At 75.7% G+C, this 12,887-nt stretch carries 12 protein-coding genes; 7 read left to right on the plus strand and 5 right to left on the minus strand.

Annotated elements, in window-relative coordinates; all coding sequences use genetic code 11:
* The first annotated feature begins 16 nt into the window (after window positions 1-16).
* The 3 genes from JD79_RS15530 to JD79_RS15540 are packed head-to-tail and all read left to right on the plus strand — an operon-like array spanning window position 17 to window position 1,613.
* The gene (locus tag JD79_RS15530) at window positions 17-649 is read left to right on the plus strand and encodes a class I SAM-dependent methyltransferase (RefSeq protein WP_110006258.1); all 633 of its coding nucleotides are present in this window, start codon (window positions 17-19) and stop codon (window positions 647-649) included.
* A complete protein-coding gene (locus JD79_RS15535; protein ID WP_110006259.1) occupies window positions 646-1,203 on the plus strand; it encodes a hypothetical protein in 558 nt (185 codons plus the stop codon). Before JD79_RS15530 ends, JD79_RS15535 begins: the two co-directional genes overlap by 4 nt.
* A complete protein-coding gene (locus tag JD79_RS15540; RefSeq protein ID WP_110006260.1) occupies window positions 1,200-1,613 on the plus strand; it encodes a DUF4267 domain-containing protein in 414 nt (137 codons plus the stop codon). Before JD79_RS15535 ends, JD79_RS15540 begins: the two co-directional genes overlap by 4 nt.
* Here JD79_RS15540 and JD79_RS15545 read toward each other — a convergent pair.
* The 3 genes from JD79_RS15545 to JD79_RS15555 all read right to left on the minus strand — a co-directional run bounded on the left by JD79_RS15545 (window position 1,610) and on the right by JD79_RS15555 (window position 4,829).
* Window positions 1,610-2,206 (minus strand): NUDIX hydrolase, encoded by a 597-nt coding sequence (locus JD79_RS15545; protein WP_110006261.1) that lies wholly within the window; start codon window positions 2,204-2,206, stop codon window positions 1,610-1,612. The two genes, JD79_RS15540 and JD79_RS15545, sit on opposite strands and share 4 nt — an antisense overlap.
* Before the next feature lie 14 nt (window positions 2,207-2,220).
* Entirely contained in the window at window positions 2,221-3,000 is a 780-nt protein-coding gene (locus JD79_RS15550; protein ID WP_110006262.1) for a sporulation protein, read from the minus strand.
* A gap of 83 nt (window positions 3,001-3,083) precedes the next feature.
* A complete protein-coding gene (locus JD79_RS15555; protein ID WP_110006263.1) occupies window positions 3,084-4,829 on the minus strand; it encodes a SpoIIE family protein phosphatase in 1,746 nt (581 codons plus the stop codon).
* Window positions 4,830-4,918: 89 nt separating this feature from the next.
* Between JD79_RS15555 and icmF the strand changes: the two genes are divergently transcribed.
* Together icmF and JD79_RS15565 are read left to right on the plus strand one after the other, a co-directional pair.
* Window positions 4,919-8,155 carry a fused isobutyryl-CoA mutase/GTPase IcmF gene (icmF, locus tag JD79_RS15560; protein ID WP_110006264.1) on the plus strand — a complete coding sequence of 1,079 codons (3,237 nt, stop codon included), beginning with the start codon at window positions 4,919-4,921 and terminating at the stop codon, window positions 8,153-8,155.
* On the plus strand, window positions 8,152-8,907 hold the full coding sequence (locus JD79_RS15565; RefSeq protein ID WP_245900136.1) for a helical backbone metal receptor: 756 nt from the start codon (window positions 8,152-8,154) through the stop codon (window positions 8,905-8,907). Before icmF ends, JD79_RS15565 begins: the two co-directional genes overlap by 4 nt.
* 20 nt (window positions 8,908-8,927) lie before the next feature.
* Here JD79_RS15565 and JD79_RS15570 read toward each other — a convergent pair whose 3' ends face one another.
* Both JD79_RS15570 and JD79_RS15575 read right to left on the minus strand, forming a co-directional pair.
* Window positions 8,928-9,506, minus strand: a complete 579-nt coding sequence (locus tag JD79_RS15570; protein ID WP_110006265.1) for a GNAT family N-acetyltransferase — start codon at window positions 9,504-9,506, stop codon at window positions 8,928-8,930.
* 279 nt (window positions 9,507-9,785) lie between these two features.
* Window positions 9,786-10,355 carry a hypothetical protein gene (locus tag JD79_RS15575; protein ID WP_110006266.1) on the minus strand — a complete coding sequence of 190 codons (570 nt, stop codon included), beginning with the start codon at window positions 10,353-10,355 and terminating at the stop codon, window positions 9,786-9,788.
* A gap of 689 nt (window positions 10,356-11,044) precedes the next feature.
* Between JD79_RS15575 and JD79_RS15585 the strand changes: the two genes are divergently transcribed.
* Both JD79_RS15585 and JD79_RS15590 read left to right on the plus strand, forming a co-directional pair.
* On the plus strand, window positions 11,045-11,485 hold the full coding sequence (locus tag JD79_RS15585) for a flavodoxin family protein (protein WP_110006267.1): 441 nt from the start codon (window positions 11,045-11,047) through the stop codon (window positions 11,483-11,485).
* A 25-nt stretch (window positions 11,486-11,510) separates the two neighbouring features.
* Window positions 11,511-12,881, plus strand: coding sequence for an FAD-dependent oxidoreductase (locus JD79_RS15590; RefSeq protein WP_110006268.1), 1,371 nt, complete (start codon window positions 11,511-11,513; stop codon window positions 12,879-12,881).
* The last annotated feature ends 6 nt before the right edge of the window (window positions 12,882-12,887 follow it).

The raw sequence follows: 12,887 nt of genomic DNA on the forward strand, positions 1-12,887 counted from the left end.
GGGTAGCGCCGCGGACATGCCTCCCGACCAGCGCGGTGGCCGCACCGTGCCGCCCACCTACGTCGACGCCAACCGCCTCTGGGTCGACTCCCGGATCCGCTACGAGATCGGCCTGCGGGTCGAGGGCGCGATCCTGCAGCGGCTGGGGGCCCACGGGCAGCGCGCCGTCGAGATCGGCACCGGCCGCCGCGGCCTGGGCACCCGCGTCGCCGTCGAGCGGCTCGGCGCCACCGACGTGACCGCGTTCGACCTCTACCCGGCCACCGTCGGCCGCGCCCGGATCGCCTGCGCCGACCTCGGCGAGCGGGTCGCCTTCCGGGTCGGGGACGCCACCGCGCTCCCGGTCGACGACGCGAGCGTCGACCTCGTCGTCGACTTCCACGCGCTGCACCACATCGCCGACTGGCGGGCCGCCGTCGCCGAGGCCGCGCGGGTGCTGCGCCCGGGCGGGCAGCTGGCGCTGACGGAGATGACCGCCCGCTTCGTCGACGCGCCGCTGCTCCGCGCGGTCTCCCGCCACCCGGCCGACCGCTTCTCCACCGGGGAGCTGCTCGCCGAGCTGCGCGCGCACGGTCTGGAGGTGCCGGCCGGGCGGCTGCGGCGGGCGGCGGGCGACCGGTGGATCCAGGCCGTCGCCACCCGCACGTGACGGTCGCCGGGATCGTCCGCCGGAGCCTGGCGCTGCTGCGCCGCCACGCCGGGCGGGTCTACGCCGTCTCGCTGGCGGTCACGCTGGTCAACACCGTCCCCGACGTCCTGCGCCAGCTGCTCGTCTACCGCGACCCGAGCCTCGCCCACGCGGTGGGAGTCGACGTCGTCGGGTTCACCACCGGCCTGATCGCCCAGCTGTGGCTGACCGGCGCGCTCACCGAGCTGCCCGGCACCGGCCGGGTGCGGCCGGGCGGCGCGCTGGGCCGGGGGACGGCGACCGCGCTGCGGGCGGTGCGGACCTCGCCCGCCGCGGTGCTCGCCGGGGTGGTCCTCGGCGGGGCGGTGTCGGCACTGCTGACCGTGCCGGCGTCGGTGGCCGCGCTCGGGCTCGAGCGGGTGGTCGGGCCGCTGGACGCGCCGTCGGCCGGGGCCTTCACCGTCGCCACGGTCAGCGACGTCGTGGCCAGCGCGGTCACGCTGCCGTTCCTGGCGGTCGTGCTGGTGCTCACGGCGGGTTCGACCAGGCACCTCGCGGGCAAGGGCAGCGCGTGAGCAGCGTCGGAAGCAGCGTCGGGAGCAGCGTCGGGAGCAGGGACTGGGACGTCACCCGCAAGACGGTCGGGTCACTGTCCATCTGGATCGGGACGGCGGCGCTGTTCGCGCCCCGGTGGGTCGCCGGCGCGCTGGGCGTGCGGCCCGACGCGGCGCAGGGCGACGTGGCGCTCCCGCTGCTGGTGCGCCTCGGCGCGGCCCGCAACATCGCGATGGGCGCGGCGCTGCTGGTCACCCCGGCGCCGCAGGCCAGGCGCACCACCGAGGTGACGCTGCTGCTCACCGGCCTGGACGCCGCGGCGGTGTGGACCTCCCGCGCCGAGGGCGACGTGGCGGCGAGGAGCGCGGCGCTGTCGGGCATCGTGCTGGCGCTGGCCTCCTACGGCGCCGCCCGCTGGCACCGCCGCTAGCGCCAGGCGAAGACCGGCTGCTCCAGGTGGGCGACGCGGGTGTGCAGCCCGCGGCAGGCGACCTGGCAGAACTGGTGCACGACCGCCGCGGTCGGGGCGTGCACCCAGCCGCCGAGCAGCGGCAGCCGGATGACCGGCGCGTCGGACTCGGGGATCGCCACCAGGACCGGGTCGACGTCGAGGTCGGTCAGCGGCACCCGGTACACCGCGGCCACCTCCGCCTCGGCCGGGCGCAGCTCCCCGGCGTCGCCGGCCCACACGACCACCGGGGTCATCACGTAGCCGGAGCGGGTCACGTAGTCGTCGAGCAGCCCCAGGACGTCGTCCGGGCCGCGCTCGAGGCCGACCTCCTCGGTGAGCTCGCGCAGCGCCGCCCGCACCGCGGTCTCGCCCGGGTCGAGCCGGCCGCCGGGCAGCGCCCACTGCCCGGCGTGCGCCCGCAGCCGGGCCGCGCGCCGGGTCACCAGCAGCGCCGGCCCGCCCGGCTCCTGGGTCACACAGACGGCGACGGCGGCCTGGCGCAGCTCGGGACGGTCGGCCGCGCGACGCGGGAGGTCCCGCAGCCGCGCGGCCGCCGTGGCCCGGTCGAGCACTCGGGCGGAGGTGGTCAGAGCCAGCCGCGCCGGGCGCCCAGCTGGCGCACCGCCGCGTCGAGCTGCGCGGCCACCGCCGAGACGTCGGTGTCGGAGTGGGCGAAGTGCAGCCGGCCGCCGACGTCGCGGCCCTCGGTGAGCAGCCCGCCGCGCCGGTCGACCTCGAGCACGACCTCCACGCCGTGCGGACCGGCCAGGAACGTCACCTCCAGCTCGTTGACCCGCCCGCGCAGGGACGACGGCGGCGTGAACTCGACCTCCTGGTAGAAGGGCAGGTCGCTGCCGGCCAGCCGGCCCTTCTCGACGTCGGCGCCGCGGAAGCCGAAGCCCAGGCCGGTGAGGGCCTGGATGACGGTGCGCTGCACCGGCAGCGGTACGACGGTGACCGTGTCGAGGTCACCGGGGTCGGCGCCGCCGGGGATGTCGACCCTGGTGCGCAGGCCGATCCGGACGCCCCGCAGCGTCCACCCGTCGAGCGTGGTGAAGGGGCACTGCCAGGGCACGGGGAAGCTGAAGGGGATCGCCGCCCGCGCGCCGGCCTCGATCCGGCCGGCGCCGGCGATCACCGCGGTGCCGAAGGTGACGTCCTCCCGCCACTCGTGGTCGCCGCTCTCCACCTCGACGGTGGCCTGCAGCGACACCCGGAGCTCGTTGATCTCCTGGGCCACCTGCCCGCCGGTGAGGTGCACGGTGCCGGTGACGGTGCCGCCGGGGGTGGTCGTCGGGGTGTCGAGGACGGCGTCGACGGTGGCGTTGCCGGCGCCGAGCTTCGCCATCAGGTTGCGGAAGGCCATGGGGGTCGTGCTCCGTTCGGTTCGGGGACGGCGGGCACTCTGACACCACGTCCGGGGGCTGGCGAGGGGTTCCCGCGCGGCGGTCAACACGCGGGGAGCACCCGCAGCCCCAGCAGGGCGACGTCGTCGGCCCGGTCGGGAGCCAGCCGGGCCAGCACCGTGTCGCAGACCTCGCCGGCCGGGCGGCCCGCGAGGTCGGCGGCCGCGGCGAGCAGCCGCGCCAGCCCGGCGTCGAGGTGGTCGTCGCGGCGCTCGACGAGGCCGTCGGTGTAGAGCACCAGCGTGGTGCCCGGGGGGAGCGTCTCGACGGCGTCGGAGCGGGCGGTGTCCGGCCGGACGCCCAGCAGCAGGTCGGGGCGGCGGTCGAGCAGGCGGGGCGGCCCGGCGGCGGGGACCAGGAGGGGCGGCAGGTGCCCCGCGCTGGACCAGGTGAGGGTCTGGGCACCGGCGGGTGCCGGCTCGACGCAGGCGAGGACGGCGGTGGCCAGGGTCGCCGTCCCGAAGCCGTCGAGCGCCCGGTCGAGCGTGGCCAGCACCCGCGACGGCGGCCCACCGACGGCCGCCGTGATGCCGCGCAGCACGTTGCGGACCTGGCCCATGACGGCGGCGGCCATCCGGTCGTGGCCGGTCACGTCGCCGATGACGAGGGTGGTGCCCTCGCCCGAGGCGAACGCGTCGTACCAGTCGCCGCCGACCTGTGCCTCCACCGCGGCCGGGCGGTACCGGACGGCGAGGTCGAGCCCGGGCCGGTGCGGCGGGTCGGTGAGCAGGGAGCGCTGCAGCGTCTCGGCGAGGCTGCGGGTGGCCGAGGCCAGCCGCCGCTCGTCCTCGAGGCGGGTGACCCGGTCGAGGGCCTGCGCGGTCTGGGCCGCCAGCGCCTCCAGCAGCCGGGTGTCGTGGTCGTCGATGCGCCGGGGTCCGTGCCAGCCGATGCCCAGCGACCCCAGCGCCCGCCCACCGGCCTCGATCGGGAGGACGGCCCAGGCGCGCAGCCCCGGTGCGAGCGGGGTCCCACCGGTGGTGTCCGGCACGATCACCGCCCGGCCGCGGGCGGCGACCGCCGCGGGGTGGTCGCCGCCCGCGGCGAGGGAGCGGCCGGGCGCCAGGCCCGGGCCGGTGAGCAGCAGCTGTCCTGCGCGGGGTCCGGGCGCGGCCAGCAGGAGCGCGTCGGCCCCCGACACCGCCCGGCCGTGCTCGGTCAGCCGTGCGAGCAGTTCCTCCCGCGTCTCGGCACCGGCGAGCGCCGAGACGGTGGCCGCCAGCGCGGCCAGCGACCGGGCGGTGCGGCGCTGCCGCTCGCCGAGCAGGCGCAGCTCGGCGTTGGCCGCGGCCAGCTCGCGGGTGCGGGAGAACAGGTCGGCTTCCACGTCGGCCACCCGGCGGTGCTCGCGGTCGGCCGCGCTGCGCGCCTCGTCCTGCCGCCGCACGTAGTCGGTGATGTCATCGGAGCGGTGCAGCAGCAGGACGACGCGGCCGTCGTCGTCGAGGACCGGCACGTGCACCGGGCTCCAGTAGCGCTCGGCCCACGTCCCGTCGGGCAGCGGGATGTCGTACTTCTGGATCGGCATGAGCACCGGGCGGCGGGTGTCGCGCGCCTCCTCGAGCGTGGCGCGCAGGTTGCGCAGCCCGTCGGCCGCCGGGTCGTCGGGCGGCATGGGGAAGGCGTCGAACAGGTGCCGGCCGACGGTGTCCTCCAGCGTCGTCGCGGTCGCCTCCAGCCGGGCGCGGTTGGCGTGCACGATCACGAGGTCCGGCGTCAGCAGCAGGAAGGGGGCCGGCGCGACGTCGAACACGCGCGCCCAGTCCGGGACCGGCAGCTCCTGCTCCATCCGCCCCCCGTGCCCCGGCCGGGGAGCGGGGACACCCGGCTACCCGCGGGTAGTTGGACGTCCTACTAAATTCCGCCTACGGTGCGGGCATGCCCTCCGCGGAGCTGCACGTGCCCGTCCACCCCGTCCGGTTCGTCACGGCGGCGAGCCTGTTCGACGGCCACGACGCCGCGATCAACGTGATGCGGCGGCTGCTGCAGAGCCAGGGCGCGGAGGTCGTCCACCTCGGCCACGACCGCGGCGTCGACGAGGTGGTGCGTGCCGCCGTGGAGGAGGACGTGCAGGGCGTCGCGATCTCCAGCTACCAGGGCGGGCACGTCGAGTACTTCAGCTACCTGAAGGAGCGGCTGGCCGACGCCGGGGCGGGCCACGTGCAGGTGTTCGGCGGCGGCGGGGGCGTGATCGTGCCCGAGGAGATCGCGCTGCTGGCCGAGCGCGGCGTGCGGGTGTTCAGCCCCGAGGACGGCGCCCGGCTGGGCCTGCCCGGCATGATCAACGAGCTGATCCGATCCTGCGACGTCGACCTGTCCACCGAGGGCCCCGACGTCGACGCGCTGCTCACCGGCGACCCGCGGGCGCTGGCGCGGGCGGTCACCGTGCTGGAGGCCGGTGCCGACGAGGCGCTGGCCGCCCGGGTCCGCGAGGCCGCCGCGCGGCGCACCGTGCCGGTCCTCGGCATCACCGGCACCGGCGGGTCGGGCAAGTCCTCGCTCACCGACGAGCTGCTGCGCCGGCTGCGCCGCGACCAGGAGGACAAGCTCCGCGTCGCCGTCGTGGCCATCGACCCCAGCCGCCGCCGCGGCGGGGGCGCGCTGCTCGGGGACCGGATCCGGATGAACGCGCTGGAGTCCGGCGAGGGCTCGCACACCTTCTTCCGCTCGATGGCCACCCGCACCGCGGGCGCGCAGGTGCCCGAGCGCCTCGACGACGTCCTCGCCGCGGTCAAGGCGGCCGGCTTCGACCTGGTGGTCGTGGAGACGCCGGGCATCGGGCAGGGCGACGCGGCGATCGTGCCGTTCAGCGACGTCTCGCTCTACGTCATGACGCCGGAGTTCGGCGCCGCCTCGCAGCTCGAGAAGATCGACATGCTCGACCTCGCCGACGTCGTGGCGATCAACAAGTTCGAGCGGCGCGGCGCCGAGGACGCCCGCCGCGACGTCGCCCGGCAGATGGTGCGCAACCGCGAGGCGTTCGGGCAGCCGTGGGAGCAGATGCCGGTGTTCGGCACCAGCGCCGCGCGCTTCGACGACGACGGCGTCACCGCGCTCTACCAGCACCTGCTCGGCCTGCTGGTGGAGAAGGGCCTGCCGGCCGGCGCCGGGGTGCTGCCGCGGGTCGACGTGCGCGCCTCGACCGGGCTGACCAGCGTGGTGCCGGCATCGCGGGCGCGGTACCTGGCCGACGTCGCCGACGCGGTGCGCGCGCACCACCGGGTCACCGAGGAGCAGGCCGCCGTCGTCCGCCGCCGCCAGCACCTGACCACCGCGGCCGAGGTGCTGGAGGGGGACGCCGCCGAGGCCGCCCGCGAGGCGGCGGCCGCCGCCGACCGGGAGCTGCTGCCCGAGGTGCGCGCCCTGCTCGACGAGTGGCCGGCGCGGGTGGAGCAGTACTCCGGCGACGAGTTCGTCTACACGGTGCGCGGCAAGGAGATCCGCACGCCGCTGAGGCGGCAGACGCTCAGCGGCACCCAGGTGCCGCGGGTGGCGCTGCCGCGCACGACCGACGCCGGCGACCTGGTGCGCTTCCTGCGCCGGGAGAACCTGCCCGGCTCCTTCCCGTACACGGCCGGCGTCTTCCCGTTCAAGCGGGCCGGGGAGGCCCCGGCGCGGATGTTCGCCGGGGAGGGCGACGCGTTCCGCACCAACCGGCGGTTCCGGGTGCTGTCGGCCGGCAGCGAGGCCACCCGGCTGTCCACGGCGTTCGACTCGGTGACCCTCTACGGCCGCGACCCGCAGCCGCGGCCCGACGTCTACGGCAAGGTCGGCACGTCCGGCGTCTCGATCGCCACGCTCGACGACATGCGGGTGCTCTACGACGGCTTCGACCTGTGCTCGCCCACGACGTCGGTGTCGATGACGATCAACGGTCCCGCGCCGGCGGTGCTGGCGATGTTCCTCAACACCGCGATCGAGCAGCGGCTGGACGCCTTCCGCGCCGAGGAGGGCCGCGAGCCCGACGAGGCGGAGGCCGAGGAGATCCGCGCCTGGGTGCTGGCCACCGTCCGCGGCACGGTGCAGGCCGACATCCTCAAGGAGGACCAGGGCCAGAACACCTGCATCTTCTCGACCGAGTTCGCGCTGCGCTGCATGGCCGACATCCAGCAGTGGTTCATCGACCACCGGGTGCGCAACTTCTACTCGGTGTCCATCTCGGGCTACCACATCGCCGAGGCCGGGGCGAACCCCGTCAGCCAGCTGGCCTTCACGCTGGCCAACGGCTTCACCTACGTCGAGGCCTACCTGGCGCGCGGCATGGCGATCGACGACTTCGCGCCCAACCTGTCGTTCTTCTTCAGCAACGGCATGGACGCCGAGTACACGGTGATCGGCCGGGTGGCGCGGCGGATCTGGGCGGTGGCGATGCGCGACCGCTACGGCGCCGGCGCGCGCTCGCAGCAGCTGAAGTACCACGTGCAGACGTCGGGCCGCTCGCTGCACGCGCAGGAGATGGACTTCAACGACATCCGGACGACGCTGCAGGCGCTGTGCGCGATCTACGACAACGCCAACTCGCTGCACACCAACGCCTACGACGAGGCGGTGACCACGCCGTCGGAGCACTCGGTGCGCCGCGCGCTGGCCATCCAGATGATCATCGACCGGGAGTGGGGGCTGGCCGGCAACGAGAACCCGCTGCAGGGCTCGGCGATCGTCGAGGAGCTCACCGACCTGGTCGAGGAGGCGGTGCTGGCCGAGTTCGACCGGATCGCCGAGCGCGGCGGCGTGCTGGGCGCGATGGAGACCGGCTACCAGCGCGGGCGCATCCAGGACGAGTCGATGCTCTACGAGCACCGCAAGCACGACGGCTCGCTGCCGATCGTCGGCGTCAACACCTTCCTCGACCCCCACCGGGACGAGGCCCCGCCGCGGGAGGTGGAGCTCGCGCGGGCCACCGAGGCGGAGAAGCAGTCGCAGCTGACCCGGTTGGCCGACTTCCAGGCGCGGCACGCCGACGAGGCGCCCGCCGCGCTGGCCGCGCTGCAGGAGGCGGCGACGTCGGGCGGCAACGTGTTCGCCGCGCTGATGGACGCCGTCCGGGTGTGCTCGCTGGGCCAGATCTCGGAGGCGTTCTTCGAGGTGGGCGGCCAGTACCGCCGCAACGTGTGAAGGACGACCTCGGTCACCCGGTCGACCTCCGCGGACCGGCGCGGCGGATGGTCTCGCTGGTGCCCTCGCTGACCGAGGCGCTGGCGGTGACCGTGCCCGACCGGCTGGTGGGCGCCACCGACTGGTGCACCCACCCGGCCGGCCTCGACGTGCCGCGCGTGCGGGGCACCAAGAACCCCGACCGGGCGGCGATCGCCGCGCTGGCGCCGGACCTCGTCGTCTGCAACCGGGAGGAGAACCGGCGCCTGGACGTCGACCGGCTGCGCGCGGCGGGGATCGCGGTGTGGGTGACGGTGATCGAGTCGGTGGACGAGGCGCTGGCCTCGATGCGCCGGCTGTTCGCGGAGGCGATCGGGGCCCCCGAGCCCGCCTGGCTGACGACGGCGGCCGCGGAGTGGGCGCGGCCGGTGCCGGGGCCGCCGCTGCGGTGCACCGTGCCGGTGTGGCGGGACCCGTGGATGGTCGTCGGCCCGCGGACGTTCACCGGCGACGTGCTCGCGCGGCTCGGGCTGGCCAACGCCTTCGGGGCGGGGGAGGAGCGCTATCCGCACGTGGCGGTCGACGACGTCCTCGCCGCGCGGCCCGACGTCGTCCTGCTGCCCGACGAGCCGTACCCCTTCACCGCCGGCGACGGCCCGGAGGCGTTCCCCGGCGTCCGGTCGGTGCTCGTGTCCGGGCGGGCGCTGACCTGGTACGGCCCGTCACTGGCCACCGCCCGCGCCGACCTGCTCACCGCCCTCGGCCCCCGCTGAGCCCTCGGGCCCGTCGCCGGTCAGGTCAGCGCCCGGCGCATGAGGACGCGGGGGAAGCCGCCGGCGACGGCGTCGGTGTCCGCGGCCTTGGTGAACCCGGCCTTCTCGAACAGGCTCCGCGTCCCGACGAAGGCCATGGTGAGGTCGACCTTCCGCCCCGCGTTGTCCACCGGGTAGCCCTCGACGGCCGGGGCGCCGTGCGACGCGGCGTAGCCCACCGCCCCGCGGACGAGTGCGTGCGCGATGCCCTGGCCGCGGTGCCCCGGTCGCACCCGGACGCACCACAGGGACCACACGGGCAGGTCGTCGACGTGCGGGATCCTCCGCGAGCGCGCGAGGGGCAGCTCCGCCCGCGGCGCGACCGCCGCCCAGCCGACGACCTCGCCGTCGTCGTAGGCGAGCACCCCCGGCGCGACCGGGCGGCCGGTCAGCTCGCGGACGAACTCCCCGCGTGCCGGCCCCACGAGCTCCCGGTTCGTCCTCGAGTCGAGCCGGTGGCTGAGGCACCAGCAGACGTTCGCGTCCGGGTTCCTCGGACCGAGGATCGTCGCGACGTCGTCGAACCGCGCCCGCGTCGCCGGCTCGACCACGATGCCCACGCCCGCACGCTAGCGCCGGCGTTGCGGCGCGGCCACGACCGTGAGCACGGCCTCGGGCCTCCCGTGGAGACGGTGTGCGCCGGGGGCGCCTCCCCCGGGCCGGGATGCACCCTCAGCGCACACCGTCACGCGGCGGCGCTTCCCGGACCACCGTCAGCACTCCGGCCCGCCCTCGGCGACGCCGACGTCGACGCGGTCCGGGTCGCCCGTGGAGCCACGCGCCCGGCAGCGGGGAGGGCACCGGACCCGAGGCGCACGACGGTCCAGCCGGGCGCGCGCTCACCGCGCCGGTCGCACGTCCGACAGGAAGCGCTCGACGATCGCCGTCCACCGCCCGCGGGCCTCGTCGTTGGCCTCGAGGGTCGGCACGCCGATCTGCGTGGCCACCAGCGACGCCGTCCCGTTCCCCTTCGGCTCGCTCGTGACGACGATCGAGGAGCCGTCCACGGCCCTGGTCCGCCAGGTGAGGCGCCGGTCGGTGCCACTGACCTTGAGGTCCCCGCCGGCGAGGACCTCCTGCACGGCCGCGTCACCGTCGGCGAAGGCGCGCCAGCGCTCCATGAGCTCGGTCATGCCGAGCGACGTCGCCCGGCTCACGCTGCACTGGAAGGTGCCGTCGGAGCGCTGGCCGGGGATCCGCCGGCCGATGTGCTGCTCGTAGGCCACGGTCACCGACTGCGCCCACCAGCCGCGCTGCTCGAAGGAGTCGCCGAGCTCCTCGTGGACCCGCAGCGCGATCTGCCCGTGGTCGAGGTCCGCCGCGCCGATGCCGTCCATGAACTGCAGCCACTCGTCCCACGTCCGGCCCGTGGCCCGCTCGACCGGACCGATCCGGGGGTTCGTCGCCATGGCGGTGATCGTGCCCGACCGCGGATCCGGTCCGGGCGGCCCGGGGGCGGCTCCCCGGCGCCCACCGCTGGGTGAGGCACTCCTGCGGTGTCCCCCGCGCTCCTGCGGTCCTGCAGCACCGCAGGAGCGCGGCGACCACCGCAGGAGCGGCCGTCAGCCGTCGGCCGGGGCGCCGCCGAAGCCGATCTCGTTGCCGTCGGGATCGCGGTAGGTGACCTCGCGGACGCCGTTGTCGTAGGTCTCCCGCAAAGGCGGGCTCCAGACCGCGGGCGCTCATCGCCGCGACCCGCGCGTCGAGGTCGTCGACGAACAGCGTGGTCATCGCGTGCCCGGCGTGGTCGGGCTCGACCTCGGTGTGGACGTACCGGTGCTCGGCGACCTCCCACACCGCCTCGACGTCGTCGGGCAGGAACGCCGGCCCGGAGCCGAACAGCCGCCCGTACCAGTCCAGGGCACGCTCGCGGTCACTGACGGGGACGCCCGCGGAGAGCTCGACGGCCACGGCGGGACGCCGGCGAGGACCACCGACACGCGGGACCCCGCCGGATGTCGACCTGCGGCTGCCTCCGGCGGCAGGAGACGACCGCAGGTCGACGAGCGCCGCGGTCAGGCGGGCTGCAGGAACTCCAGGCCCGCGTCCTCGGCGCCGGGGTGCAGCGCGGCTCGGCCGGCGGCGCAGGATGGCGGGCATGCCGCGGCTGCTCGTCGTCCACCACACGCCCTCGCCGAACCTGCAGGCGGTGCTCGAGGCAGTGCGGGAGGGCGTCGCGATGGTCGGGGAGGTCGACCTCGACGTCCGCCCCGCGCTGTCGGCAGGCCCCGCCGACCTGCTCGCCGCCGACGGCGTCCTGCTCGGCACCCCCGCGAACATCGGCTACATGAGCGGAGCGCTCAAGCACTTCTTCGACACCGTCTACTACCCCTGCCTCGACGCCACCGTGGGCCTGCCGTTCGGCGTCTACGTGCACGGCGGCGACGACACCGCCGGCGCGCTGAGGGCCATCGCCACGATCACCGGCGCCCTGCGGTGGAAGCAGGTCGCGGCCCCCCTGAGCCTCACCGGCGCGCCCTCGACGGAGGACCTCGAGGCGGCCCGGGAGCTCGCCGCGACCGTCGCGGTGAGCCTGTAGTCGCGGACGGTCATAGCCTGCCGGGGTGAGCACCCGACTCGTCGTCATCGGAGGCGACGCCGCAGGCGGCAGCGCGGCGTCGCAGGCCAAGAAGCGGCGGCCCGACCTCGACGTCGTCCTGTTCGAGCGCGGCCGCGCGACCTCCTACTCCGCCTGCGGGATCCCCTACTGGATCTCCGGCGCGGTCGCGAGCGAGACCGACCTGGTCGCCCGCACGCCGCAGCAGCACCGCGCGGCCGGCCTCGACGTCCGCATGCGCACCGAGGTCGTCGGCATCGATCCCGACAAGGGCGTCGTCCACTGGCGCGACCTCGACGCGGGCACCGAGGGCACCGAGCCCTACGACGACCTCGTGTACGCCACCGGCAGCGTGCCCATGCGCCCGCCGGTGCAGGGCATCGACGCGCAGGGCGTCTACGGCGTCCAGGTGCTCGACGACGGCGTCGCGCTCCGGGCGGAGCTGGACCGCGGGCACGTGCGGCGGGTGGTCGTCGTCGGCGGCGGCTACATCGGCCTGGAGATCGCCGAGGCGTGCCGCGTGCGCGGGCTCGACGTCACCGTCGTGGACAAGTCGCCGCAGCCGGTGGGCACCTTCGACCCCGACGTCGGCCGGTACATCGCCGACGCCGTCCGCAGCGAGGGCATCGAGCTGGTCCTCTCCGACGGCGTCTCGGGGATCGACGTCGGCCCCGACGGGCGGGCGCGCGCGGTGGTCACCGAGAGCGGCCGCGAGCTGCCCGCCGACCTCGTCGTCCTCGGGCTCGGCGTGCGGCCGAACGTGCGGCTGGCGCAGGAGGCCGGCATCCCGCTGGGCACCTCCGGCGGGATCGCCGTCGACCAGCGGATGCGCACGGAGGTGCCCGGTGTGTGGGCGGCCGGCGACTGCGTCGAGTCGGTGCACCGCCTGTCCAAGCAGCGGGTGGTGGTGGCGCTCGGCACGCACGCCAACAAGCAGGGCCGGGTGGCCGGGATCAACATCGGCGGCGGCTACGCCACCTTCCCCGGCGTCATCGGGACGGCGATCACCAAGATCTGCGCGGTCGAGGCGGCCCGCACCGGCCTGTCGGAGAGGGAGGCCGAGCACGCCGGCTACTCGTTCGTCACCGCCGCCGTCGACTCGACCACCAAGGCCGGCTACTTCCCGGGCGCCCGGCCGATCCGGGTCAAGATGATCGCCGAGCGGCGCAGCGGCCGGCTGCTCGGCGCCCAGGTGGTCGGTGAGGAGGGTGCGGCCAAGCGGGTCGACGCGCTCGCCATCTGCATCTGGAACGAGATGACCGTCGACGAGGTCCTGTCCCTCGACCTGTCCTACGCGCCGCCGTTCGCGCCGGTGTGGGACCCCGTGCTCATCGCCGCCCGCAAGGCGTTCGAGGCGGTGGAGGCCGACCCCCGCTGACCGGGG

Source organism: Geodermatophilus normandii (assembly GCF_003182485.1).
In the GTDB taxonomy this organism is placed as follows: domain Bacteria; phylum Actinomycetota; class Actinomycetes; order Mycobacteriales; family Geodermatophilaceae; genus Geodermatophilus; species Geodermatophilus normandii.

What these genes read in the sequence shown, in the direction of transcription:
- JD79_RS15530 (WP_110006258.1), top strand. Translation starts at nt 17, where the DNA reads ATGCCTCCCGACCAGCGCGGTGGCCGCACCGTGCCGCCCACCTACGTC.
- JD79_RS15550 (WP_110006262.1), bottom strand. Translation starts at nt 3,000, where the DNA reads ATGGCCTTCCGCAACCTGATGGCGAAGCTCGGCGCCGGCAACGCCACC.
- JD79_RS15555 (WP_110006263.1), bottom strand. Translation starts at nt 4,829, where the DNA reads ATGGAGCAGGAGCTGCCGGTCCCGGACTGGGCGCGCGTGTTCGACGTC.
- icmF (WP_110006264.1), top strand. Translation starts at nt 4,919, where the DNA reads ATGCCCTCCGCGGAGCTGCACGTGCCCGTCCACCCCGTCCGGTTCGTC.
- JD79_RS15575 (WP_110006266.1), bottom strand. Translation starts at nt 10,355, where the DNA reads ATGGCGACGAACCCCCGGATCGGTCCGGTCGAGCGGGCCACGGGCCGG.
- JD79_RS15585 (WP_110006267.1), top strand. Translation starts at nt 11,045, where the DNA reads ATGCCGCGGCTGCTCGTCGTCCACCACACGCCCTCGCCGAACCTGCAG.